We start from the raw sequence: 23,556 nt of genomic DNA, 5'->3' as shown, positions 1-23,556 counted from the left end.
TTAAGGCCGGGGGCCTGGGGCCGGGCCTGTCAGGAGGCGCGGGTCCTGCGCCGTCCTCGGGTGCCGGTGCCGGCCTTCGAGAGGGCCTTGATCAGTTCCTCCCGGGTCATCGTCGACCGGCCGGGGACGTCGGCCTCCGAGGCCCGCTTGTAGAGTTCGGCCTTGCTCAGGCTCTCCAGCTTCGAGGCCTTCGCCGTCCTCTTCTCCGTCTTCCCGCCCTGAGGGGTCGCCTGCCGCTTCTCGGCGGCCTTCCGCAACTGGGTGGGCGGCCGCCCACCGTCGGACTCGGCCTTCTTCTCCTCCGCGGCCCCGCCCTTGGCGGACTTGGCCCGGTCCACGCTGGCCTGCAGCGCCGCCATCAGGTCGATGACGTTGGTGGACGACGGCGGCGCCTCGCCCTTCTCCACCACCGCACCGGAGCGCTTGGCCTCGACCAGTTCCCGGACCTTCTCCTGGTACGTGTCGTGGTAGGCGTGCGGGTCCCAGTCGATGCTCAGCGCGTCGACCAGTTGCACGGCCGTCTGCAGCTCGCGGTCGGCGACGTCCTGCGCCTCCGGGATGCTCCCGACCTCGCGCCGCGGGTCGCGGACCTCGTCGGCCCAGTGCAGGGTGTGCAGCGCCAGGACGTCCTCCTCCGCCTTCACGGCGACGAGGTACTCGCGGTTGCGCATGACGACGGTGGCGACCCCCACCTTGCCGGACCGGGCCAGCGCCTGGTGCAGGAGGGTGTAGACCTTGGCGTACTCCTGGCCGCGCGGCGCCAGGTAGTAGCTCCTGTCGAAGTAGATGGGGTCGACCTTCTCGAGGTCGACGAAGCCCGTGATGTCCAGGGCCTTGGAACGTCCAGGGGCGATCTCGTCGAGCTCCTCGGGCTCGACCACCACGTACTCGTCCCCCATGTCGAAGCCCTTGACGATCTCCTCGAGGGGGACCTCCTCGCCGGTGCGCTCGTTCACCCGCTTGTTGCGCACGCGGTCGGAGGTCCCGCGCTGGATCTGGTTGAAGCGGATCGTATGGCTCTCGGTCGCGGTGAAGAGCTGCACCGGCACGGACACCAGGCCGAAGGTCAGTACGCCGCTCCAGACTGCGCGAGCCATGGGTGATCCGCCTTTCTTGATCTCTCCAGCTCCATCGGACCCCTGCCGGGCCGTGATCGCATCTCGGCGACGCCGAACGAAGTGCTCGGAGAGTCGGCGGCGGCCCCGGGCGAGCCCGGGGCCGGGCGTCAGACGGGCTCGCGCAGCAGCTCGGCCGCCTCGGGGAAGGCCAGCGCCGCGCCCTCGCGGTAGGCGGCGGCGAACTCCTCCTCTCCCAAATGGCCGCGCAGCCGTACCGCGTCCTCCTCCAGGCTCGTGCGCTCCCACGGGGTGGTGGCGGTCTGCCGCAGCGCGTCGTGCGCGCCCATGAGCACCGCGGCGCGGCGCGCCGGAGCGCGGACGTCGTCGCCGCTTCGCAGCCCGGCGACACCGGTGAAGAGCGCGACGCCCGGCGTGAAGAGCAGCACCCCCACGCGCGGCCCGATGACCGGGGTGAGCGGGTCTCCCTCCAGGGAGGCGACGGCCTCGACGAGGTGGCGCAGCCCGCCGTACGGATCGCCGGCCATGCCGGTGAGCCAGCCGCGGATCGCGGAGAGCAGCCTGACGATGAACGAGGGCATCCCGCGCGGCGGGTCGGCCTGCATGGCGTCCAGCAGCTCGAAGGCCTCGTCCAGATCCCCGCGCCGGGCCAGCAGGGCGATCAGCAGCACCTTGCCGTAGTACCCGGCGTCGTCGCCCGCAGGCCGGAAGGCCCCGGACTCCGCCACCCCCTCGCGGATCAGCCGCTCGCCCTCCACGAGGTCGCCGCCGTTGGCGAGGGCGTCGCCCAGGCGGACCTTCATGATGGGCACATGCTGGTGGGCGCCGAGGGTGCGGGCGAGGGCGATGGCCTCGCGGCAGCTCGCCGCGGCACGGTCCCAGTCGCCCGCGTTGGCGGTCGCCTCCGCCTCCGCCGCCAGCGCCTCGGCCATGCCCCAGTCGTCGCCGACCCTGCCGAACAGCTCGCGGGCCTCGCGGATGTCCTCCATGGAGGCCTCGAGCCGGTCGGCCACGTCGTTCATCACCTTGGCGCGGAACTGCAGCGCGAACGCCAGCTCCCACACGCGGCCGTGCCGTCGGCAGCTGTCGACCGTGTCGTCGACGAGCTCGGACATGAGGTCGAAGCGCCCGGTCAGCATGGCGCCGAGCATGCGGAAGAGGCCAGGCCTGAGGCTGGACTGCGGCAGCTCCGGCGGATAGGCCTCGATGATCGCCTCGCCCAGCGGAACCAGCTCCGGGTCGTTCCACACGTCGCGCTCGCCCATGTACGCGAACAGCTCGGCGGTGCGCACCCAGCGCCGCGCCTCGGTGAGCTGCTGCGGGCTCATCGGCAGCGGGTCGTCCAGCGGCCCGCGGTCCAGCGGCGGCAGCCGCAGCGGTTCGGCGAAGGCGTCCACCGGGCTCATCCCGGCCACCACCGCGGGCCAGTGGGCCATCTCACTGCGGTAGTCGCGCATCTCCCAGAACCAGCCGCAGGACAGCACCAGGCAGAGCGCCTCCTGCTCGTCCCCGGTGTCCACCGCCCGGCGGATCGCCGCCCGCAGGTTGTCGTGCTCGCGCTCCAGCCGCTCCAGCCACCGCAGTTGGCGCGGCCCGCGCAGCTCGGGGTCGGCGGTGCGGACGTACTCGCGGAAGTACGCGGTGTGGCGGCGCCCCACGGCGGCGCGCTCGCCTGCCTCGTCGAGGCGTTCGGCGGCGTACTCGCCGATGGTCTCCAGCATGCGGTAGCGGGCGCCGTCCTCGGTGAGGTCGGCGACGACCAGCGACTTGTCGACGAGCGAGGCCAGGACGGAGGCGACGTCGCGGGCGTCCACGGCGTCGCCGTCCCCGCCGCACACCGCCTCGGCGGCGGCGAGGTCCCAGCCGCCGGCGAAGACGGCGAAGCGGCGCAGCACGATCCGCTCGGCCTCGCTGAGCAGGCCCCAGCTCCAGTCGACGACCGCGCGCAGCGTCTGCTGGCGGGGCAGCACCGTGCGGCTGCCCGCGGTGAGGATGCGGAAGCGGTCGTCGAGCCGGTCCGCGAGCTGGCGAGGCGTCATCATCCGCAGGCGGGCCGCGGCCAGTTCGATGGCGAGCGGCAGTCCGTCGAGCCTGCGGCACAGCTCCGCGCAGGCCTCCGGGTCCTCCTCCGGGGTGAATCCCGGCCGGGCCGACGCGCCGCGGTCGGCGAGCAGACGCAGGGCCGGGGTGCGCGGCAGCGGGTCCAGGGGACGGATCAGCTCGCCGGGCACCCCGAGCGGCTCGCGGCTGGTGGCCAGCACCGCCACGCCGGGGCAGTGCACGAGCAGCCGTTCCGCGAGCTCGGCGGCGGCGCCGATCACATGCTCGCAGTTGTCCAGGACGAGCAGCATGCGGCGGTCCGCGCAGTACTCCGTGAGCTGCAGCAGCGGGTCCTTCGCCGCGGCCTTCGCCTCGGCGGTCAGCGCCGCCTCGGTCGCCGAGGCCGGGTGCAGCAGCGTCTCGCGCAGACCCAGCGCGTTCACCACGGCGACGGCCACGGTGCGCGGGTCCTCCACGGGCGCCAGCTCCGCGAACCAGACCCCGTCCGGCCACCGCCCGGCGACCAGGTCGCCGGCCTCCTGCGCCAGGCGGGTCTTGCCGGTGCCGCCGGGGCCGGTGACGGTGACCAGCCGCGCGGCCGCCAGATCCGCGGCGATCGCGGACAGGTCCGTCTCACGGCCGACGAAGCTGGTCAGCCGGGCCCGCGCGTTGCCGCGCCGCGGCGCGGCGGCGGGCGCCGGGGCCGGTACGGGTGCCGGTGCGGGCGCCGGGGCCGGCTCTGGGGCATCGGCGGAGGGGCGCAGCAACTCGGCATGGAGAGAGCGCAGTTCGGGGCCGGGGTCGGCGCCCAGCGTCTCCGCGAGCTCGCGCCGGACCTCCTCGTACGCCGCCAGCGCGTCGGCGCCCCGGCCCGCCTCGCGCAGCGCACGCAGCCGCAGCACCTGCACCGCCTCGTTCAGCGGATGGGCCGCGGCCAGCTCCACAGCCCGCGGCAGCGCCTGCTCCGCGCGGCCGAGCGCCACCTGAGCGGTGATCAGCAGCCGCTCGGCGTCCAGCCGCAGCGCGTCGTAGCGGGGCGCGACGGACGCGCGGTCCGGGAGGTCGGCCAGCACCGGGCCGCGCCACAGCGCGAGCCCGGAGTCCAGGGCCTCGGCGGCCTTGGCGGCGTCGCCGTCGGCGAGCGTCCGGCCGCCGTCGTCCACCAGCCGCTCGAAGCGGTACAGGTCCACGGCGTCCGGCGCCACGACCAGGCGGTAGCCGCCGTCCGCCGAGCCGACCGCCTCATGCCCGACCGCCCGCCGCAACCGGGCGACCAGCGCCTGCAGCGCGCCGGTGGCGTCGGCGGGCGGTTCGTCCGCCCACACCTCGCCGATCAGCGCCTCGGTGGTCCGCACCCGGCCCGGGCGCAGCGCCAGCGCGGCGAGCAGCGCCCTCAGCCGCGGGCCGGCCAGAGGCACGACGGTGCCGTCGTCGTGATGGGCCTGGGTCGTCCCGAGAATGCCGTAGCGCACGCCCCCATTCTGTCCGAGGCGCCTTCAGCGCCGCCCCCGGGTTGTCAGAGCTCGCCGCCCGCGCCGTTCGCAGGCGGGCGGCCGCACCGGGCCACTCCGGCGCAGCGGGCGCGGAACCGGTCATACGCCCCTGCAGGCGTCCGCGCGGAACTGTGCCAACGGCTCGGTGGCGTCTCCGTCGTCGGGGGCGTAGAGCGTGGCCCCGTCGATGCGGTCGTGGCAGACCGGCATCACCCGCGAGGGCGTGCCGTCCTCGCTCACGGCGATGCCGGTGACCCCCGCCGCCGCCGGCACGGTGCATCCGGTCAGTGTGCCGAGCGCCACGACGCAGAGCGCCGCCGGCACGGCGAACCTCTTCCCCCGCAGGATCCCCTGTTCGCCCCGGGCCCCGGGCTCGGGCCCGTCTCCGTGGCTTCCCAGTGCCCCCGCCGCCGCCTCCGGCGCAGCGGGCGCGGCCCGACCGATGACGGGTCGCAACGCGGGGGCGCTCGCGAGGAACGTCAGGCGTTCGCGGAGCGTTACCCCGCCGTGGGTGTGCCCGGCGGCAGCCGAATGGCATGATCGGGCGGCCAGCACCACGACCGTTGACGCACCGCCTCCGCAGGAGCCCACCCGATGACCACCGCAGCCGCCCGCAGCGAACGGCAGATCAGTCCCATCTTCCTGGGCCTGGTCGCGATCATGGCCGTCTCGGGGTGGGGGGTGTGGACGGGCTTCTCCAACAGCCCCGGCTTCGCCGTCTTCCTCTTCGTCGTGTCAGGCTGGGTCGTCTCCCTGTGCCTGCACGAGTACGCGCACGCCCGCACCGCCCTGCACGGCGGCGACATCTCGATCGGCGCCAAGGGCTACCTGACCCTGAACCCGCTGAAGTACACGCACGCGCTGCTGAGCATCGTGCTGCCGGTGATCTTCGTGATCCTGGGCGGCATCGGCCTGCCCGGCGGCGCCGTTTTCATCGAGCGCGGCAGGATCGACGGCCGCTGGAAGCACAGCCTCATCTCGGCCGCGGGGCCGCTGACCAACGTGCTGTTCGCGATCGCCCTGATGCTGCCCTTCACCTTCGGCGTCGTCCCCCTCGACCTCGCCCACGCGCCCTTCTCGTCCGCGCTGGCGTTCCTGGCGATGCTGCAGGTCACGGCGGCGATCCTGAACCTGCTGCCGGTGCCGGGCCTGGACGGCTACGGCGTGATCGAGCCGTGGCTCTCGTACCGGACGCGGCGGCAGCTGGAGCCGTTCGGGCAGTTCGGGCTGCTGGCCGTCTTCGGCGTGCTGTGGATCCCCGAGGTCAATGCCGCCTTCTTCGGCTTCATCGACTCCGTGACGGGGGCCTTCGGGATCCCGGACGGGCTGTCGGGCCTGGGCCACGCCTACTTCCAGTTCTGGAACGGTGACCCGCTCAGCCAGTGACGCGCTCCCGGTCGGACTCGCGCTCCGCCTTCGCCTTGCGCACGTAGTACCAGCACATGTTGCTGGTGAGGCCCGCGATCAGGAGCCAGAAGACACCGAGCCAACTGCCCTGCACGAAGGAGACGACGGCGGCGGCCACGGCGAGCGCGCACAGGACGAGCGCGTAGAGGGCGAGGCGGGGCATGGGGGCGGCTCCTGTCGGATCGGTCACGAACCCGGCCATTGTCCCCCATGCCCTCGCGGCCCCTGGCTCGCGGCCCCTATACGTCGGTCACCCGCAGACCGGCGTGGGCCTTGTAGCGGCGGTTGACCGAGATCAGGTTGGCGACCAGCGCCTCCACCTGGTGCGCGTTCCGCAGCCGCCCGGCGAAGACGCCGCGGATGCCGGGGATGCGCGCGGCGAGCGCCTGGACCAGGTCGGTGTCGGCGCGGCTGTCGCCGAGGACGAGGACGTCGGTGTCGATGGAGTCGATCTCCGGGTCCTCGAGCGTCACCGCGGACAGGTGGTGGAAGGCGGCGGTGACGCGGGAATCCGGCAGCAGCGCGGCGGCCTGCTGGGCGGCGCTGCCCTCCTCCGGCCTCAGGGCGTACGCGCCCTGCTTGTCGAAGCCGAGCGGGTTGACGCAGTCCACCACGAGCTTGCCGGCGAGTTCCTCGCGCAGGGACTCCAGGGTCGCGCCGTGGCCCTCCCACGGGACGGCGACGATGACGACGTCGCTGCGGCGGGCGGTCTCCGCGTTGTCGGCGCCCTGCACCCCGAGGCCGAGCCGGTCGGCCGTGGCCTGGGCGCGGTCCGCCGCGCGCGAGCCGATGATCACCCGCTGGCTGGCCTTGGCGAACCGGTACGCCAGGCCCCGGCCCTGCGGGCCGGTGCCACCGAGGACGCCGACGACGAGGCCCGACACGTCGGGCAGCTGCCAGGGGTCCTTCGCCGGGGCTTTCGGGGCGGGGGTCTCATTGCCACTGTCAACAGTCATACCGCGATCCTGCCAGGCGGGGGCGGCGCCCGGCCCGCCCGGCCGGTGTGAGCGGTTCCGCACGGCCCATCCCCCGCGAGGTCCGGCGTGACCGCCGCGGCGCACAGCAGGCGCGCCGCGCACTCCGATGGAGCCCGTGCCGCGGCGGCTTCGCCGCTGCCGCCGCCTGGTGTGACGCCTCCACGGCCCTAGCGGGCGCACCTCGCCTCGATCCGTCTCGCCCCGCGCCGCCGACCGCGGGCAGGGTGCCCCCGGGCGTGGTCTGCCCGCCGTCCCGGGGCCGCGGACACCTCGCGGACCGCCTCGTCGGAGAGCGGCGGAGCCGTGCGGCCCCCGGACGTCTCGCAGATGCGGCCCGGCCACGGCGGATGACGGGCGGGTGGAGACTCGCCCGTCCACCCGCGGTCGCCGCGGCACCCGCCGCGCACCGCGGGCGCAGATCCCGGGCGCGGCCGGGCCGCCGTGCGGCGGCGGGTCGCGGAGGAGCGGGAAGCGGAGCCCCACGCCCGACCGCGGGCAAAAGCCGACCCCCTTCGAGTGAGCGAGACCCGAAGCGGGGCGGGGCGGGAGCGCGGTCGGCGAGGATGGGCGCATGGATGCCGCACGGGTGGAGGTCGTCCGCGAACTGCTGGCCGGCAGCGGGTGGCCGGAGCTGACCCGCTCCTTCGCCGGATCGCTGCGCGGTGCCGTCCGCCGGGGACCGGCGGGCGGGTTGCTGCTCGTCGGCAGCGGGGAGTACGAGCCCTGGCACATGGCGGCCCACCTTGACGAGGAGGCCGCCTGGAGCGGGCTGCCGGAGCTGTCGCCGACGCTGGTACGGCACCATGTGCCGCCGGGCGCGCCCCCGCACCTCGCGGTCGGTACGGCCCGCCTCGAGGCGGCGCGCAGGGGCGAGACGGTGCTGGTGGTCACGCCGCAGCGCGCCGAGGCCGGGCTGCTGGAGCGGGTGGACGACGCCCGGCGCTCCGGCGCGACGGTGCTGGCGATGGACGCGGGCGACCCGGAGCTGCGCGGGCTGGCCCACGACGCGCTCACCGTGCCGCCGGAGCCCGCCGAGGTCGGCATGGACGTGCTGCAGCACCTGGTCAGCGCGGCGGCCGGACGCCGGCTGCGGCTGCGGGACCGGTTGCCCGGGCTCGCGCGGCTCGCCGAGCAGTTGGTGTCGCCGCCTCAGGCCGGCTGGTAGCGGAGCCGTCCTCGGTCGCCGCCGGACCGCCCGGCCACACGGAGGGACGGGTGCGCGGGCGGACGGGCGCGCGGGGGGACCGGCGGGAGGCCGGCGCTGCGCTGCGGGGCTGAGCTGCGTGGACGGACGGGCGAGTTGCGGACGGGCGTGCGGGCTCTCAGGGCACGGGACCCGGGCCCGGGGAAAACCGTTTGCGCCGACGGCTTCGCGCCCCGAGCATGCGGCCTCGTGCCCAGACTCCTTCCCGACCTCGCACCGTGGCGGGCCTCGCGCGACTTCCGCCTGATGTGGTGCGCCGGCCTGATCACCAACTTCGGCAGCTTCCTGACCTTCGTGGCCGTGCCGGTCCAGGTCAAGGAGCTGACCGGCTCCACCCTCGCGGTCGGCGCGCTCGGCGCCGTCGAACTGGTGCCGCTGATCGTCTGCGGTCTCTACGGCGGGGCGCTCGCGGACGCCCTGGACCGGCGCAAGCTCATCGTGTGGACGGAGGCGGCGCTCGGGGTGCTGTCGGCCGTGCTGCTCGTCAACGCCCTGCTGCCGCGGCCGGTGATCTGGCCGCTGTATGTGGTCGCCGCGCTGACCAGCGCGCTGGGCGGACTCCGGCGGCCGGCCCTGGACGCGATCGTGCCGCGCGTCGTCCCGCACGAGCACCTGACCGCGGCGGCCTCCTTGAACGCGCTGCGCTGGCAGATCGGCGCGATCGCCGCGCCCTCGCTGGCGGGCGTGCTGATCGCGTACGCCGGACTGCGGTGGGCGTACGCCATCGACGCGCTCACCTTCGCCGTCTCCGTCGTCCTCGGCCTCGGGCTGCGGCCCTCGCCGCCCGCGCACGACGCGAAGCGCCCCTCGCTGCACTCGATCGCGGAGGGCGCGCGCTACGCGTGGAGCCGCAAGGAACTGCTCGGCACCTACGCGGTGGACCTCGCCGCGACCGGGCTGGCGTTCCCGATCGCCGTCTTCCCCTTCCTGGCGGACGAGTTGGGCGCGCCCTGGTCGCTCGGCCTGATGTACGCGGCCCTGCCGGCCGGTGCGCTGCTGACGAGCCTCACCGGCGGCTGGTCGTCGCGCGTGCACCGGCACGGACGGGCCATCGTGCTGGCCGCGGCGGGCTTCGGGCTGTGCATGGCGGCGGCCGGCTGGTCCCGCAACGTGTGGGCGGTGCTGGCCTTCCTGGCGCTGGCGGGGGCGTTCGACATGGTCAGCGGCGTCTTCCGGGCCACGATGTGGAACCAGACGATCCCCGACGCGCTGCGCGGGCGGCTGGCCGGCATCGAGTTGCTCTCCTTCACCCTCGGCCCGCAGGTCGGCCAGGTGCGGGCGGGCGGCTCGGCGGCGCTGCTGGGTCTGCGCACTTCGGTGTGGACGGGCGGGCTGGCGTGTGTGGCGGCGGTCGGGGCACTGGCCGCGTGCCTGCCGACGCTGATGGCGTACGACGCCCGGACCGACGAGCACGCCCTGCGCATGCGCGAGGCGGCGGAGGACGTGGCGTCCCCCGCCGCCTGACCCGTGGGGAGGGTCTGGTCGCGGATCAGCCGGTGAAGCCGGCGGTGATCGAGGTGAACTGCCAGGTGCTCTGGCTGATGCCGGAGCAGTTGCTGGTCACGCCGCCGCCGGGGCACGGGCGGTCGCGGTTGACGGCCCAGTAGGCGAGCCGGGCGATGTGGTGGGAGTTGGCCCAGTCCCGGATCTGGGTCCAGATGGCCGGGGTGGTGTTCTCCTGCTGGTCGCTCAGCCCGTTCATGCCGGAGATGCCGAGGTGGGCGTAGGCGGTGGCGTCGTCCCAGCCGAAGGCGGACTTCAGCTTGGCCTTGAGGCCTTCGGCGGCGTTCACGGTGTTGCCGTACATGTCGGCGCCCCCGCCGAAGTTGAACGGCATGATCGTGAAGACGTCGATGTCCGCGCCGAGCGCCGCGGCCCGCTCGATGAGGCGGTTGCCCGAGTCGTCCGGGCCGGTCCTCGAGGTGCCGAAGGTGACGATCGTGCGGATGCCCGGGTTGTTCTGCTTGACGATCTTCAGGGCGTTCAGGATGCGGTCCTGGACGGCCGCGTTCTCGAACTCGTCGGTGTTCTCGATGTCGACGTCGATCGCCTTGAGGCCGTAGGCGTTGATCACCTTCTGGTACGCGCCGGCGAGCGCCTCGGGCGTGGAGCAGTTGGGCCCGAGCTTGTTGCCGCTCCAACCGCCGATGGACGGGACGATGTCGCCGCCGGCGGCCCGGATGGCGTTGATGGTCGACTGGTCGGTGCCGCCGGTCAGCGGACGGGAGCCGTCCCAGGCGGGGTTGCAGCCGCCGGAGGAGAGGATGAAGGCCATCGTGAACCACTTGACGCCGGTGGCGTTCATCACCGTGGCCGGGCTCGGCGGGTCGCCCCAGCCGAGGAAGAGATAGGGCGCGGCCTGCTTGAAGCCGGTGCCCCCGCCGCCGCCGCCCGCGCTGGTGGTGACAGTCACCGCGTTGGAGGCTGCCGAGGTGTTGCCCGCGGCGTCGCGGGCCCTGACGGTGAAGGTGTACGACGTGTTCGCGGCCAGTCCGGTGACGGTGGCGGAGGTGCCGGTCACGGTGGTGGCCAAGGTGCTGCCGCGGTAGACGTCGTAGCCGGTCACACCGGTGTTGTCGGTGGCGGCGTTCCAGGACAGCGAGACGCTGGAGGCGGTCTTGCCGGTGGAGGTGAGGCCGCCGGGCGCGCTGGGTGCCTGGGTGTCCCCGCCCGGGCCGCCTCCGCCGCCCGGACCGTCCAGGCTGATGTCGTCGGCGTTGTAGGCGCCTTGCGCGTACCAGCCGTGGACATAGATCTGGACGCTGGTCTGCGACGCGCCGGTGGTGAAGGGGACGGTCAGCTGGGTGTAGGCGGCGGCGGACGGGGTCCAGGTGGACGGGCCGCCGGTGACGCCGAGGTAGACGTACGCGCCGCGCACCCAGCCGGAGAGCGTGTACGCGGTGTTCGGCTGCACGGAGACGGTCTGGGTGCACTGGGCGGTGTCGCTGCTGCTGACCGCGCCGGCGAGTGCCCTGGTGCCGCTGTGGACGGGGCTGCTGACGACCGATCCGCCGGAACAGGACCAGCCGGAGAGGCTGCCGCTCTCGAAGCCCGGGTTGGTCAGGAGGTTGGCGGCCTGGGCGGTGCCGGGTAAGGCGATCAGGCTGCCCGCGGCGGCGAGGAAGGCGGCGGTGACACCCGCGAGGAAGCGGGATCTGCGCGCTCGGGTGCGGGGCGCTCGGGTGCGGGGGACATGACGACGGAAGAGCACGTGACCTCCCTGTGGGGGGCGGGGGGCTGCGCTGCGCGAAGCGTCCGACCGGTGGTCTGGACCTTTCATCGCGGATTGAAGCGGACTGTCGTGCCCCCGTCAAGAGCCCTCGGCCGCCGCCGTCCCGTCCCAGCGCACGACCAACCGCCCGCCCTCCTCCGCGACCCGCTGCCCGAACACCGCACACGCCCGCCGGAACCGCCGCGCGATCCACGCCCGTTCGACTCGATCCGCCAGCCGCGTACGGCAGAAGTCAAGGGCGATCGGCACCCCCTCCACCCGCACGGCCCTCCCACCGGCCAGGTCGAGGGTGACGAGGAAGAGGAGCCCGCGGTCGTTGCGCAGCCGCGCGTCGGTCGCGTAGTCGTCGACGAAGTCGCCGAGGTCGTAGAGCACTCCGTCCGCCACGCCGTGGAAGACGTGCGCGGAGGTGCCCGCCACGAGGGTGGCGCCGGCCGCGCGCAGCGCCGCCGCCGCGTCCCGGACGCCGCGGGAGGGGCCGGTGGTCATGTTGGGCCCCCAGTGCGGGGTGACCAGCACCGCCGGGGTCCGCTCGCGCAGGCTCGCGACGGCGTCGGTGAGCCGGCGCGGCACGCCGCCGGCCAGATCGGCGTAGGCGACCCCGGGGCGGTCGGGGCCCGCGGCGTACTCCGGGGGGTGGTCGGTGAAGCCGAGCACGCCGAGGGCCGGGGAACCAGCCGCGCCTCCCGTGTGGCCGAGCAGTGCCGGGGCGCGCGCCGCGCTCTCGTCCGGTCCGGCGCCCACGGCGGCTATCCCGGCGCCGGCAAGGTGGTCGAGGGTGTCCAGCAACGCCGTCCGGCCGTAGTCCAGGGCGTGGTTGTTGGCCAGGTTGACGCAGCTCACGCCCAGGTGCGTCAGGGCGCGCACGGCGACCGGAGGGGCGCGGAAGAAGAAGGGCTTCAACGGGTCGGGCCAGGGTTGCCCGCGGTCGGAGATCGCGCACTCCAGATTGAGCACGAAAAGGTCCGCCTCCCGCGCGACGGCCACGACCTCGTCGGAGAACAGCGCCTCCGCAGGGGCCTCGGCCAGCCGCGCGGCGACCGAGCGGCCGAGCATGGTGTCGCCGGCCAGACCGAGCTTCACCCTTCCATCGTGCACCCGGCCTCCGGGGCGGGTCAGTCCTCCCCGTCGTCCTGCACCCGGTCCTTCCACCGCGGGTCGTTCTCCCATTGAAGGTTCCGCTCGGCGGCCGTCTGCATGGCCCGCTCCGCGTCCACGCGGCTCGGGTACGGCCCCATGCGGTCCTTGGCGGGGCACTCGGGCCCCTCCTCGACCTTGTGGTGCTCGATGCAGTAGAACCACTCGCCGGGCTTCCCCGCGGGTTTGCGGACTCTCCTGAACAGCGCCATCGTCCCTCCTCGTACGACGTCCTGCCGCCATGCTGCCCGACCGGCCGCCGATACACTCGCTGACATGTCTGTCCTGGTTCCCGGCAAGCTCTCCCCCACCCGTCCCGTACCCGCCTCGATCCCGCGTCCCGAGTACGTGGGCCGGCCGGCGCCGCGGCCGTACGACGGCCCCGAGGTGCAGTCCACGGAGACGATCGAGAAGATGCGGATCGCCTCGCGGATCGCCGCACGGGCCATGGAGGAGGCGGCGAAGGCGATCGCCCCCGGGGTCACGACCGACGAACTCGACCGCATCGCGCACGAGTACATGTGCGACCACCGGGCCTACCCCTCGGACCTCGGGTACCGGGGCTTCCCCAAGTCGCTGTGCTCCTCCATCAACGAAGTCATCTGCCACGGCATCCCCGACTCCACCGAGCTCCGCGACGGCGACATCGTCAACCTCGACGTGACCGCCTATATCCACGGGGTGCACGGAGACACCAACGCCACCTATCTCGTCGGTGAAGTCGCCGAGGAATCAAGGCTGTTGGTGGAACGCACCCGGGAATCCCTGAGTCGCGCCATCAAGGCGGTCAAGCCCGGACGGCAGATCAACGTGATCGGCCGGGTCATCGAGTCCTACGCCAAGCGGTTCGGTTACGGCGTCGTGCGCGACTTCACGGGCCACGGGATCAACACCGCCTTCCACTCCGGCCTGATCATCCCCCACTACGACGACCCCCGCGCCACCACGGTGATGCGGCCGGGGATGACCTTCACCATCGAGCCGATGCTGACCCTGGGCACCCACGAGTACGAGATCTGGGACGACGGCTGGACGGTCGTCACGAAGGACCGCAAGCGAACGGCGCAGTTCGAGCACACGCTGGTGGTGACGGACACCGGCGCGGAGGTCCTGACCGCGCCTTGACCTTTTCATTAATCGGTCTTTACGAAAAACAGAAGAAGGCGCCGGGCGCCTCGGATAGGTTAGGCAAGCCTTTCGAAGGAAAGGCTTGCCTAAGCTTTCCCTGAGCCGCCTGGAGACCGCATGTCCGCCTCCCGCATGTCCGCCGTAGCCGCCGCCGGCATCGTGGTCGCCGTCACCGCCGTCACGGGGTGCGCGCAGAAGGCGGAGGGCGAGGCCTCCGACGCGATCAAGGTGGTCGCCTCGGACACCGCGTGCAAGGTCTCCCCGGCCAGCTTCCCGGCCGGGCACGTGCGGCTGGCTGTCGAGAACGAGGGCTCCAAGGTCACCGAGGTGTACGTCTACACCCCCAGCGACCGGATCGTGACCGAGCGGGAGAACATCGGCCCCGGCACCAAGGTCACCGTCACCGCCGAGATCAAGCCCGGGACGTACCAGATCGCCTGCAAGCCCGGTATGAAGGGCGACGGCATCCGCCAGAAGATCACCGTCACCGGCAAGGGCGCCGCCAAGAGCGACCCGCGCCTGGACGCCGCGGTGGCCTCCTACCGCCGGTACGTCCAGGAGCAGGCCGACCAGACCATCCCCGTGGTCCAGCGGTTCGCCGACGCGGTCAAGGCCGGCGACGTGGCGAAGGCCCAGTCGCTCTTCGCACCCTCCCGGGTCGGCTGGGAGCGCACCGAGCCGGTGGCGGAGTCCTTCGGCGACATCGACCCGCTGACCGACACCCGCGAGGACGGCCTGGAGGACGGCCAGAAGTGGACCGGCTGGCACCGGCTGGAGAAGTCCCTGTGGCAGGAGAAGAAGGCGGGGCCCGAGGAGGGCGCCCTCGCCGACCAGCTGGTCTCCGACCTGAAGGACTGGCAGACCCGGGTCGGCACGGCCGACATCACCGCCACCAGCATGGCCAACGGCGCCAAGGAGCTGCTGGACGAGGTCGCCACCGGCAAGATCACCGGTGAGGAGGACCGCTACTCCCACACTGACCTGTCCGACTTCCAGGCCAACGTCGAAGGCGCCCTGAAGGCGTACGAGCTGCTGAAGCCGGTCGCCGCCGAGAACGACCCGGCGCTCACCGCCGAGCTGGACAAGCAGTTCCCGGCTCTGACGGCGCTGCTCGACACCTACCGCAAGAGCGGCAGCCAGGCGGAGTTCGTCTCCTACGACACGGTCGGCAAGGACCAGCGCAAGAAGCTCTCGGACGCGGTCAACGCGCTCGCCGAGCCGCTGTCGAAGCTCGCCGCGGCCGTCGCGAAGTGACCGGGGGGAGCAGCGGGACCATGGCCGAAGAGACCGTCACCTCGCGTCGCAGGGTGCTCGGGTGGACCGGTGCCGGCGTCGTCGCCGCGGCCGCCGCCGGCGGCGCCGTGGCGGCGGTCCGCTCCGGGGGCGACGCGCGCCTCGCGGGCGCCGCGGGCAGCGCCATCGCCTTCCACGGGGAGAACCAGGCCGGCATCACGACCCCGGTGCAGGACCGGCTCCACTTCGCGTCCTTCGACGTCACCACCGAGGACCGCGAGGAGCTGGTCGAGCTCCTCAAGGAGTGGACCGACGCCGCCCGCAAGATGACGCAGGGCCGGCCTGTGGGCGAGGGCGCGGTCGGCGGCCTCGCCGAGGCCCCTCCGGACGACACCGGTGAGGCCCTGGGCCTGCCGGCCGCCCGGCTCACCCTCACCATCGGCTTCGGCCCCTCCCTGTTCGCCGCGAAGGACGGCGCCGACCGCTTCGGGCTCAAGGCGCGCCGCCCCGAGGCGCTGGTGGAGCTGCCCAAGTTCCCCGGCGACGCCCTCGACCCGAACCGCAGCGGCGGCGACCTGTGCATCCAGGCCTGCGCCGACGACCCGCAGGTGGCGGTGCACGCGATCCGCAACCTGGCCCGGATCGGCTTCGGCAAGGTCGCGATCCGCTGGTCGCAACTCGGCTTCGGCAAGACCTCCTCGACCACGCCCGAGGAGCAGACGCCGCGCAACCTGATGGGCTTCAAGGACGGCACGAACAACGTCGCGGGCTCCGACCGCGCCACGCAGGACAAGCACGTGTGGGTGTCCCCGAAGGACGGCCCGGCGTGGATGGCCGGCGGCTCGTACCTGGTCGCCCGCCGCATCCGGATGCACATCGAGACCTGGGACCGCACCTCTCTGCGGGAGCAGGAGGAGGTCTTCGGGCGGACGAAGGGCGAGGGCGCCCCGATCGGCAGGCAGCGCGAGCACGACGCACCGGACTTCTCGGCGATGCTCCCGGACGCGCACGTCCGCCTGGCCCACCCGGACAACAGCGGGGTGACGATCCTGCGCCGCGGCTACTCCTTCACCGACGGCACCGACGGCCTGGGCCGCCTGGACGCCGGGCTGTTCTTCATCGCCTACCAGCGCGACGTCCGGGACGGCTTCGTGCCGCTGCAGATGCGGCTGGCGAAGCACGACTCGCTCAACGAGTACATCCAGCACGTGGGTTCGGCCGTCTACGCCGTGCCGCCGGGCGTCCGCGACGAGGACGACTGGTGGGGCCGCGCGCTCTTCCAGACCAACTGAAGGGAGATGACCGCGGTGTTCGCCAACTACCTGATCGGGCTCCGGGAGGGCCTGGAGGCCAGCCTGGTCGTCTGCATCCTGGTCGCGTACCTGGTGAAGACCGGCCGCAGGGAGAAACTGCCGCCGGTCTGGCTGGGCGTGGGCGCCGCCGTCCTGGTGAGCATGGCCTTCGGCGCCGCCCTGCAGTTCGGCTCCTCCACGCTCACCTTCCAGGCGCAGGAGGCGCTGGGCGGTTCGCTGTCGATCGTCGCGGTCGGCCTGGTGACGTGGATGGTCTTCTGGATGCGGCGCACCGCCCGCCATCTGAAGGCCGAGCTCCACGGGAAGCTGGACGCGGCCATCGCCATGGGCACCGGAGCGCTGGTCGTCACCTCCTTCCTCGCCGTGGGGCGAGAGGGGCTGGAGACCTCGCTGTTCGTCTGGACGGCGGTACAGGCCACCGACGACGGTGTGCGCCCGCTGGCCGGCGCCGTGCTCGGGCTGCTGACCGCGGTGGTGCTGGGCTGGCTCTTCTACCGGGGCGCGCTGCACATCAACCTCGGCAGGTTCTTCACCTGGACCGGCGCCATGCTGGTCGTCGTGGCGGCGGGCGTGCTCGGCTACGGCTTCCACGACCTGCAGGAGGCCTCCTGGCTGCCGGGGCTGCAGGCGACGGCCTTCGACGTCAGCGGCACGGTGCCGGCCGACTCCTGGTACGGGACGCTGCTGAAGGGCGTGTTCAACTTCCAGCCGGACCCGACCTGGCTGCAGGTCACGGTCTGGGCGCTGTATCTCGCGCCCACGATGTGCCTGTTCCTCCGCCCCGGTAGGGTTACCGCGCCGGCCGTGAAGCCGTCCGCCGCAGCCCCGAAGGAGCCGACGTCCGATGACCCGCAGGTCGCGATTCCTGCCAGCGCTCGTCCTGTTGACGCTGACGGCGGCACCGCTGACCGGGTGCGTGACGGTGCACGGGGAGCGGGCGCTCATCCCCTCGGTGACGAAGGCTGAGGCCGCCGAGGCGCTGGACCGCTTCACCGAGGTCAACAACAAGGCGAACAAGGGCTTCGACGCGAGGCTGATCGCCACCGTCGAGTCCGGCCCCCTCGCCGCCGTCGACGTGGCCGGGCTGCGAGCCCGCCATGCCGTCGAGCCGGGCGGCAACCGCGACTTCAAGCCGCTGAGCCTGAACGACCCACGCTTTCTGATACCCCGCCAGGTGGGCTGGCCCAAGTGGTTCGTGGCCGATGTCGCGCCGCGGACGGGCGGGTCGGGCCCCGGTACGAACCGCTGGCTGATGGTCTTCGAACGGGGCGGAGCACGCGAGGCGTGGCAGGTCTCGTACGTCGCCGCCGTCCGGGCCTCCGCCGTTCCGGAGTTCACCCGTGACGCGCAGGGGTACGTGGAGCCGGTGGCGGCCGAGGACTCGGGGCTGGCGGTGGATCCCGCCGGGCTGGGCCGCGCCTACACCGACTACCTGGCCAAGGGCGACGCGAAGGACACCTCCGTGTTCGCTCCCGGGGCGTCGACCTCGGAGCTGGTCGCAGGCCGGGCGAAGAGCGCCCGTACCGCCCAGTCGGCCACCCAGTTCGCCGACCAACCCGCCACGGAGGGCGACTTCGCCCCACTGGGACTGCGCACCAAGGGCGGCGGCGCGCTGGTCTTCTTCGTCACGCACCACACCGCGAAGATCACCATGCTGCGGGCCGGCGTCGCGCCGCAGATCGACGCCTACACCAGGGCCCTGATGACCGGCACCATGCAGTCGTCGGTCACCTTGGGCCGGGTCGCCCGCCAGGCCGTGCTCGTCCCGCCGGAGAAGGACGGCGACGGCCGGGTCGTCTTCCTGGCCCGCACCATCGGTCTGGTCGCCGCACGCGGAGAGTGACGGGGCGGCGCGTCGTGCCCCCGGGTACAGGGCGGCGCCGGCCGGTGCCGCCCGGGCCGGGCGTCAGTGCAGCCAGCCGGCCGTCTCGGGTTCCGGCTCGACCTGGGCGCAGGCGTCGGTCAGCACCCCGAGCAGCGGCAGCGGGTCGGGCAGCGCCCGGTCCGGGCCGTGGCCGGCGACCCACGCGACGATGCCGCCCGAGGGCAGCCGCGAGGGCGGCAGCAGCACATAGCTGGCCCGGCAGTGCCAGCGCAGGCCCGGGTGCTCGTCGAGGGTCTCGGGATGGCAGTCCAGCTCGCAGGGCCACCACTCGTCCTCGTCGGCCGTGGCGCGGGTGGCGGTGAAGAACAGCATCCGCTCGTCGGAGACCGCGACGGGCCCGACCGCGTGGCCCTCGGAGGCCAGCCGCTGCAACGCGATCCGGCCCGCCTCGGCGGGTACGTCCAGGACATCGTGGGCGATGCCGGTCGCGGTGATGAAGTTGGCCAGCGGGTGCGTGCGCAGCCAGCGCCTGACCTGCTCGGGGTCGGTGGTGGCCTGGGTCTGCCAGGCGAAGGAGACAGGGTGGGTGCCCGGGGTGGGGCAGCCGATCCGGTCGCAGGAGCAGCGGTAACCGGAGACGGGCGAGGGATGGGCGGCCGGCGCCAGCGGCAGGCCCGCGCCCGCGGCTTCCTGCAGGAGCTCGTCCCGGCGCAGATCGTCCCCGTTCCGGCCGCCGGCGGCCGCGCGGACCGCGGCCCCGTCCACTCCGGCGCCTCGCTCCCCCGCTCTGCGGCGCAGCCAGCCGGACAACCTGCCTTTGGTGACCATCGAGCCCCTTTCCTCGCCCGTGCAGCCTGGCCCCACCCTACGTAACGAGACAAAGGGCGTTGGCGGAATCCACGGATGGCGGAAACCATCCTGCGCCTCGTTCACGTCCCGGTGGCACGCGGGGTCCCCCTGGTGGGGAATCCTTTACCTTTGCCGCACAACACATAAAGGGACCAACGCGACTAAAGTGCCATAGGGTATCCAAGCTGCCAGACAGGACGATATTCATCGTCGCCGCTGCTGGCGGCGGTGGCGGCGAGCGCCGGACGGGCGCCGGAGGGCCGTGAGCACCGTCACCCGTGAGCCGAAGCACTTCCCGCGCCCGGCGGGCACCGGCGTTAGCCTGGCTTTCCCGACACCTCGTCGGCAAGCCGTCGACTCCGACCGCCTTCGTCCCGACGTTCCTGCCGCCCGACGCAGGAGGATTCCCTTGAGGTCAGCCCGCGCCTCCGCGACCGCGCCGTTCTCGGCCGTCCTCCGCGCCGCCAGCCACGACCGGCACACCGAGGCGGAGACCTCGGCGTTCATCGGCGACCTGCTCGGCGGCCGCCTGCCGGTTGCGGCGTACGCGCGCTACACCGAGCAGCTCTGGTTCGTCTACCGGGCGCTGGAGGACGCCGCCGTGCGACTGTCCGGCGACCGGGTGGCCGCGCCCTTCCTGCGGCCCGAGCTGATGCGCGTCCGCGCCCTGGAACGCGACCTCGACCACCTGCTCGCCCCCGGCTGGCGCGGACGCCGTCGCCCTGCCCGAGACCCTCGCCTACGCGGCCCGCATCACCGAGACCGCCCGCGCGTGGCCGGCGGGCTACGTAGCCCACCACTACACCCGCTACCTCGGCGACCTCTCCGGCGGCCAGGTCGTCCGCAGCGTCGCGGAACGGACCTGGGGCTTCGCCCGCAAGGGCGACGGTGTGCGCTTCTACGTCTTCGAGGCGATCGGCGACCCGGCGGCGTTCAAGCGCGAGTACCGGCGCCTGCTGGACGCCCTCCCGGTCGACGAGTCCGAGAAGCAGCGTGTCGTCGAGGAGTGCCGGCGCGCCTTCGCCCACAACGCGGCCGTCTTCGCCGCGCTCGGCCGCGAGTTCCCCCGACCTGACGCCCTGTCCGCCTGACGCCCTGTCCGCCTGACGACGTGTCGGCCTGACGTGGCTCGGCCGCCCGATTCCGCGGCGTGGCTCGGCGGCTTACTGCGCCGCGCATCGTGGTCGAGACACTCGGGCTGTCGGGTCGGCCCCACGTGCGCCGGATCAAGCCCCGGTATATCGCTTAGACGGCCCCGACAATGATGTGGTGCAGCGCATCATCGTCGGGGCCCCTTCAGACCTCAAAGGCCTCCGACCGGTAAGCGAAGCACAACGGAGGCCGTCCGGTCAGCTTCCGTTGTAGGCCTGCTTCCACCACACCGCACCGTCGTTCTCCCCCGTGAGGAGCATGATTGCGACGGCACCCGCGACCGAGAGGAAGGGCGCAACCAGGGAATGCCAGTGCTGGCTTTCCTGCTGCCAGCCCGTGGAATGGAACGCGATGCCGTTGCGCTCCAGCCGATTCATCCAGATGCTGTTGTCGGCTGCTCTGGCGGCCACGAGCATATTTCCCGTACTGGTCGCCGCGACCACTGGGGACGCGTCCGCGTCGCCGTCGAGGCTGTCAGCGTAGAACCAGTCACTGTGCCCAATCGGCTGGCGCAGCAGCTGGACTTCACCGTTGGGTTCCGCGTAAGCAACGTAAAGGTAATTGTTGACCTCGTTGTATGTCACGGTCGGCGCCCATATGCTCTGATAGGACAAACCGTCATAGTCCTCTTGGGCTTCCAATTGACGGGCGTTGTTCCAGTTGACCGAGTTGATGGGGAGCCAACTGGACCACATCCGCTGATCGGATGCGCCGCGGTACACCATCATCATTCCCACATAGGGCACCGAAGCGAGCGACACGGACTGATGCGTTGTCTGGCCGGCCAGTACCTGCCAGTTCGACCAGGCTATGCCGGTTGAGGGAGCTGTTCCATTGTCCTGGGCACGACTCCAGTAGATCCGCCCTGACGTGGAGGTGTAGAACGCGTAGTACCAGCCGTTGGAGTTGATCACTCGAGGCGCGACACCCGTCAAGGGCGCGGAGCCGTCTGCGTTCGAGAAACTGAATGCCCTGAGATGGTTGACGCTGAGCCAGACTATGTTGTTGTCCCATCCGCGCCATATTTGCACCAAACCGCTGTACCCATTCGCCTCGGCCATGGTGTCGCGTGATTGGATGGGTGACCTGTTCTGCGTTTCCCCGGCCCATGAATTGCTCTCTCCGGGCTCATTCGCAAAGGCCTCGGTTCCCGCCGCAAGGGTCATGGCGAACGCCGCGATCAGCGCTATGATCACGCTTCTCCGACGCCCTCGCCAGAATCTAGTGTTCACAAATTTCACAACTTACCTCGCACTGGACGCACTTCCACAGGAAATCCCCCGCCACCACTCCGAGGCGGGGGCGGCATCCGCTGGGAAGATGTGACCGTCACAGGTGCGTTCCAGGTCACGAAACCGCAATGGGCCTTCCGGCAGGTGTCCGTCGCCCACAGCAGTGGCGGTCATGACGGCGAAATACTACAACACTGTTGCACTTGTTTGTCCGCCGGTTCGCCAAGCCACTGCTGACGAGGAACGGGACCTCTGGCACCATCGAGACAGCCGCGGGTGTCCACGCGCCCCGGGCATCTGGGCGAGCCGACCCAGATCGTGGACTTCGCGCTGGTGGACGCGGTACTGGAGGAGACCGGGGCGGAACGGGCTACCGGCCGCTGCCCATGCACGTGATCGAAGCATGGATCACCGTCACCCTCGCCGACGGCACCACCCGGTGCGAGCCGTGGAGGCTGGTCACCAGCCTGCTCGACCACGAGCGCTACCCCGCCCGCGAACTCGTCGAGCGCTACCACCGCCGATGGCAGGTGGAGACCACCTACTTCTCGATCAAGGCGACCATGCTCGATGGTGGGTCCTGCGCTCACGCAGCGGCCCGGGCCTGGACCAGGAGGCCTACGCGCTCCTGGCGACCTACCAGGCGCTCATCCGTGCCGCGGCCGACGCGGTGACCACCCGGCCCTGACTGGCCATGGAGCGGATCAGCTTCACCGTCCTGCTGCAGGCCGCCGCCGACCAGGTCACCACCGCCACCGGCATACTCCGACCGGCAACCGCCGACCCCAGCCTCACGTCCGCCTCACGACCCGGACAGCGAGTGGTCACGTGACCGGCAGGACAACCTAGCCGAGCGGGGAGGTCCAGCCCGCGGGGTCGACCCCGCCGGGGACGGGGGCCGCCGGGTCGTAGGGGGCGCGGGTGAGGACGAAGGAGCCCAGGTCGAGGTGGCTGACGGCGCCGTCGGGGGTGCGCACGACGCGGAGGGTCTCGCCGTCGTAGTAGCCGTCCAGGCCCGTCCAGGTGCCGTCCTGCTCCGCGCGGAAGCGGGCGCCGCGGGCGGTTCCCGAGAGGGCGGTCAGCTCCAGGTCGCGGCCCGCACGCAGCCGCAGTACGTGCGGGGCGGAGCCCCAGTACCAGGCCCCGGTGAGGGCGAGCAGTTCCGGGTCGGGGTCGGAGACGGGCCGCCAGGGCTCGGGGACGCGGGGCTCGCGTTCGGCCACGATGCGCAGCAGGTCGGCGGCGATCGCGGTGGTCGCTGCGCCGGTGGTGGAGTTGGCGAGGACGACCGCGCCGAGGCCCTCGGCGACGTCGCACCACAGCCCGGCCACGAAACCGGGCATGGATCCGCCGTGACCCACCAGCAACCGGTCGCCCGGCGCCTGCATCAGCTGCAGACCGAGGCCCTGGTCGCCGCCCGGCGCGGCCGGCCGGCGCATCTCCTCCAGCGTCGCGGGCGCCAGGACGCGCTCGTCGCCCGCGGCGAGGAAGGCGGCCCAACGGCACAAGTCGTCGGCGGTCGACCACAGTTCGCCCGCCGGGGACATCAGACCCGTCTCCTGCACGACCTCCGCCATCATCAGCTCGGCGTGCGGGTGGACGGCCCAGCCGCCGGCGTGCGGGGCCCGCGGGCGGCGCGTCGTACGGGTCATCCCCAGGGGTTCGAGGACCTCGGCGTTCAGCACCTCGTCCCAGGGCGCTCCGTCGTGGAGGGCCTCGACGAGGGCGCCGAGCAGGGCGAAGCCGGGATTGGAGTAGTGGTGCCGTTCGCCGGCGGGGTGCAGCCGCGGCCGCTCGCCGAGCAGGTCGGCGGTCTCGGGACGCAGGCCGCCGGGCGTGCGCTCCCACCAGGGGCCCGGGGTCTCCGCGGCGAGGCCCGCGGTGTGGGAGAGGAGGTGGCGCACGGTGACCCCGTCGGCGGGTGAGGCGCCGATGTGCTTCTCGACGGGGTCGTCCAGCCCGAGGCGCCCCGCGTCGCGCAGCCGCATCACCAACACGGCCACAAAGGTCTTGGTGATGGAGCCGATCCGGTACTGGGTGTCGCCGTCGGGGGCGTGCCCGTCCACGCAGGAGCGCGCCCCGGTCCACACGGCGACGCCGTCCCGTACGACGGCCGCCACGAGGGAGGGGGTGCGGCTGCGGGACTGGGCGACCGCGACGCGGTGCAGCAGGGCTCGGCGGGTCTCGGGCAGCAGGACGTCGTCGGGCTCGGTCTGCGGTGTCGGCATGCGATCACCCTAGAGGCTGTCCCCGGCGGG

Annotated in this window: 21 protein-coding genes and 1 pseudogene; 11 read left to right on the top strand and 11 right to left on the bottom strand. The window is 72.7% G+C overall.

Annotation, left to right across the window (positions count from 1 at the left end):
* Positions 1-29: 29 nt before the first annotated feature.
* The 3 genes from ACRWND_RS21240 to ACRWND_RS21230 all read right to left on the bottom strand — a co-directional run bounded on the left by ACRWND_RS21240 (position 30) and on the right by ACRWND_RS21230 (position 4,933).
* Positions 30-1,097, bottom strand: coding sequence for a Ku protein (locus ACRWND_RS21240; protein WP_431951716.1), 1,068 nt, complete (start codon positions 1,095-1,097; stop codon positions 30-32).
* A gap of 128 nt (positions 1,098-1,225) precedes the next feature.
* Positions 1,226-4,588 carry an ATP-binding protein gene (locus ACRWND_RS21235; protein WP_431951714.1) on the bottom strand — a complete coding sequence of 1,121 codons (3,363 nt, stop codon included), beginning with the start codon at positions 4,586-4,588 and terminating at the stop codon, positions 1,226-1,228.
* 120 nt (positions 4,589-4,708) lie between these two features.
* Positions 4,709-4,933, bottom strand: coding sequence for a hypothetical protein (locus ACRWND_RS21230; protein WP_431951712.1), 225 nt, complete (start codon positions 4,931-4,933; stop codon positions 4,709-4,711).
* A gap of 270 nt (positions 4,934-5,203) precedes the next feature.
* Between ACRWND_RS21230 and ACRWND_RS21225 the strand changes: the two genes are divergently transcribed.
* Complete coding sequence (locus ACRWND_RS21225; RefSeq protein ID WP_431951710.1) at positions 5,204-5,995, top strand: site-2 protease family protein; 792 nt, start codon at positions 5,204-5,206, stop codon at positions 5,993-5,995.
* On the opposite strand, the gene ACRWND_RS21220 is transcribed toward ACRWND_RS21225, so the two are convergent.
* Together ACRWND_RS21220 and npdG are read right to left on the bottom strand one after the other, a co-directional pair.
* Positions 5,985-6,179 (bottom strand): hypothetical protein, encoded by a 195-nt coding sequence (locus ACRWND_RS21220; RefSeq protein ID WP_431951724.1) that lies wholly within the window; start codon positions 6,177-6,179, stop codon positions 5,985-5,987. The genes ACRWND_RS21225 and ACRWND_RS21220 overlap by 11 nt on opposite strands.
* A 76-nt stretch (positions 6,180-6,255) precedes the next feature.
* Positions 6,256-6,972, bottom strand: a complete 717-nt coding sequence (gene npdG, locus ACRWND_RS21215) for an NADPH-dependent F420 reductase (protein ID WP_431951708.1) — start codon at positions 6,970-6,972, stop codon at positions 6,256-6,258.
* A 592-nt stretch (positions 6,973-7,564) separates the two neighbouring features.
* Here npdG and ACRWND_RS21210 point away from each other — a divergent pair.
* Both ACRWND_RS21210 and ACRWND_RS21205 read left to right on the top strand, forming a co-directional pair.
* The gene (locus ACRWND_RS21210) at positions 7,565-8,158 is read left to right on the top strand and encodes a hypothetical protein (RefSeq protein WP_431951706.1); all 594 of its coding nucleotides are present in this window, start codon (positions 7,565-7,567) and stop codon (positions 8,156-8,158) included.
* 285 nt (positions 8,159-8,443) lie between these two features.
* A complete protein-coding gene (locus ACRWND_RS21205; protein WP_431951722.1) occupies positions 8,444-9,661 on the top strand; it encodes an MFS transporter in 1,218 nt (405 codons plus the stop codon).
* Between the two features lie 25 nt (positions 9,662-9,686).
* Here the strand turns inward: ACRWND_RS21205 and ACRWND_RS21200 are convergent, their stop codons facing one another.
* From ACRWND_RS21200 to ACRWND_RS21190, 3 genes are all read right to left on the bottom strand, one after another.
* On the bottom strand, positions 9,687-11,408 hold the full coding sequence (locus ACRWND_RS21200) for a carbohydrate binding domain-containing protein (RefSeq protein ID WP_431951704.1): 1,722 nt from the start codon (positions 11,406-11,408) through the stop codon (positions 9,687-9,689).
* 99 nt (positions 11,409-11,507) lie between these two features.
* A complete protein-coding gene (locus ACRWND_RS21195; RefSeq protein ID WP_431951702.1) occupies positions 11,508-12,512 on the bottom strand; it encodes a CapA family protein in 1,005 nt (334 codons plus the stop codon).
* Positions 12,513-12,544: 32 nt separating this feature from the next.
* Positions 12,545-12,778: a hypothetical protein gene (locus ACRWND_RS21190; protein ID WP_431951700.1), complete on the bottom strand. Its 234-nt coding sequence runs from the start codon at positions 12,776-12,778 to the stop codon at positions 12,545-12,547.
* 64 nt (positions 12,779-12,842) lie between these two features.
* Between ACRWND_RS21190 and map the strand changes: the two genes are divergently transcribed.
* The 5 genes from map to ACRWND_RS21165 all read left to right on the top strand — a co-directional run bounded on the left by map (position 12,843) and on the right by ACRWND_RS21165 (position 18,083).
* Positions 12,843-13,691 carry a type I methionyl aminopeptidase gene (gene map, locus ACRWND_RS21185; RefSeq protein ID WP_431951698.1) on the top strand — a complete coding sequence of 283 codons (849 nt, stop codon included), beginning with the start codon at positions 12,843-12,845 and terminating at the stop codon, positions 13,689-13,691.
* Positions 13,692-13,811: 120 nt separating this feature from the next.
* A complete protein-coding gene (gene efeO, locus ACRWND_RS21180; protein WP_431951696.1) occupies positions 13,812-14,948 on the top strand; it encodes an iron uptake system protein EfeO in 1,137 nt (378 codons plus the stop codon).
* 20 nt (positions 14,949-14,968) lie between these two features.
* Positions 14,969-16,219: an iron uptake transporter deferrochelatase/peroxidase subunit gene (efeB, locus tag ACRWND_RS21175; RefSeq protein ID WP_431951694.1), complete on the top strand. Its 1,251-nt coding sequence runs from the start codon at positions 14,969-14,971 to the stop codon at positions 16,217-16,219.
* A gap of 15 nt (positions 16,220-16,234) precedes the next feature.
* Positions 16,235-17,206 (top strand): iron uptake transporter permease EfeU, encoded by a 972-nt coding sequence (gene efeU / locus ACRWND_RS21170; RefSeq protein WP_431951720.1) that lies wholly within the window; start codon positions 16,235-16,237, stop codon positions 17,204-17,206.
* The gene (locus tag ACRWND_RS21165; RefSeq protein WP_431951692.1) at positions 17,193-18,083 is read left to right on the top strand and encodes a hypothetical protein; all 891 of its coding nucleotides are present in this window, start codon (positions 17,193-17,195) and stop codon (positions 18,081-18,083) included. Before efeU ends, ACRWND_RS21165 begins: the two co-directional genes overlap by 14 nt.
* Before the next feature lie 63 nt (positions 18,084-18,146).
* Here ACRWND_RS21165 and ACRWND_RS21160 read toward each other — a convergent pair whose 3' ends face one another.
* Positions 18,147-18,893 carry a bifunctional DNA primase/polymerase gene (locus tag ACRWND_RS21160; RefSeq protein WP_431951690.1) on the bottom strand — a complete coding sequence of 249 codons (747 nt, stop codon included), beginning with the start codon at positions 18,891-18,893 and terminating at the stop codon, positions 18,147-18,149.
* A 430-nt stretch (positions 18,894-19,323) separates the two neighbouring features.
* Between ACRWND_RS21160 and ACRWND_RS21155 the strand changes: the two are divergent.
* A pseudogene (locus tag ACRWND_RS21155) lies at positions 19,324-20,005 on the top strand (heme oxygenase (biliverdin-producing)).
* A gap of 258 nt (positions 20,006-20,263) precedes the next feature.
* On the opposite strand, the gene ACRWND_RS21150 reads toward ACRWND_RS21155, so the two are convergent.
* Positions 20,264-21,262 carry a hypothetical protein gene (locus ACRWND_RS21150; RefSeq protein WP_431951688.1) on the bottom strand — a complete coding sequence of 333 codons (999 nt, stop codon included), beginning with the start codon at positions 21,260-21,262 and terminating at the stop codon, positions 20,264-20,266.
* Positions 21,263-21,684: 422 nt separating this feature from the next.
* Here ACRWND_RS21150 and ACRWND_RS21145 point away from each other — a divergent pair, with 422 nt between their 5' ends.
* Positions 21,685-21,972 (top strand): transposase, encoded by a 288-nt coding sequence (locus ACRWND_RS21145; protein ID WP_431951686.1) that lies wholly within the window; start codon positions 21,685-21,687, stop codon positions 21,970-21,972.
* 20 nt (positions 21,973-21,992) lie between these two features.
* The gene (locus tag ACRWND_RS21140) at positions 21,993-22,130 is read left to right on the top strand and encodes a hypothetical protein (RefSeq protein WP_431951684.1); all 138 of its coding nucleotides are present in this window, start codon (positions 21,993-21,995) and stop codon (positions 22,128-22,130) included.
* A 13-nt stretch (positions 22,131-22,143) separates the two neighbouring features.
* On the opposite strand, the gene ACRWND_RS21135 is transcribed toward ACRWND_RS21140, so the two are convergent.
* Complete coding sequence (locus ACRWND_RS21135; protein ID WP_431951682.1) at positions 22,144-23,526, bottom strand: serine hydrolase domain-containing protein; 1,383 nt, start codon at positions 23,524-23,526, stop codon at positions 22,144-22,146.
* Positions 23,527-23,556 lie beyond the last annotated feature (30 nt).

This window comes from Actinacidiphila sp. bgisy167 (assembly GCF_965342175.1).
Classification (GTDB): domain Bacteria; phylum Actinomycetota; class Actinomycetes; order Streptomycetales; family Streptomycetaceae; genus Actinacidiphila.
Note: the sequence above shows the minus strand (reverse complement) of the source record. Positions and strands in the feature narration are given on the sequence as shown.